Origin of the sequence: Pantoea sp. SIMBA_079 (assembly GCF_046940275.1) — a bacterium.
In the GTDB taxonomy this organism is placed as follows: Bacteria; Pseudomonadota; Gammaproteobacteria; order Enterobacterales; family Enterobacteriaceae; genus Pantoea; species Pantoea borealis.
In genome coordinates this window covers 1-237 of sequence record NZ_JAWRYR010000894.1, presented here as the reverse complement: position 1 = coordinate 237, position 237 = coordinate 1, and the positions used below count along the sequence as shown (strand labels likewise).

The following is a 237-nucleotide window of genomic DNA, read 5'->3' as shown; positions in this document are numbered from 1 at the left end:
GCCACAGCCTGGCGCAGATTGCCGATGAGGTGGGCCTGGGGGATGCCAGCTACCTTGGCAAGTGTGTGCGGCGTCGGTTTGGTTGTACGGCCTTGCAGTTGCGTGCAGGCAATTGCCCCTTTACCTGACCTACTGCGGCGTCCCGAACACGCCTGTCCAGTAGATCCCGGCATCACTCTTGGGGTCTACCGCATACGCAGCGCCCAGTTCCCGGAAGGCCGGATTCATCAGCGTGGC

Annotated in this window: 1 protein-coding gene; it reads left to right on the top strand. The window is 62.9% G+C overall.

Annotated features, from left to right (window positions below; translation table 11 throughout):
* Positions 1-8: 8 nt before the first annotated feature.
* Positions 9-128, top strand: a complete 120-nt coding sequence (locus tag SB719_RS22515; RefSeq protein ID WP_412160087.1) for an AraC family transcriptional regulator — start codon at positions 9-11, stop codon at positions 126-128.
* Positions 129-237 lie beyond the last annotated feature (109 nt).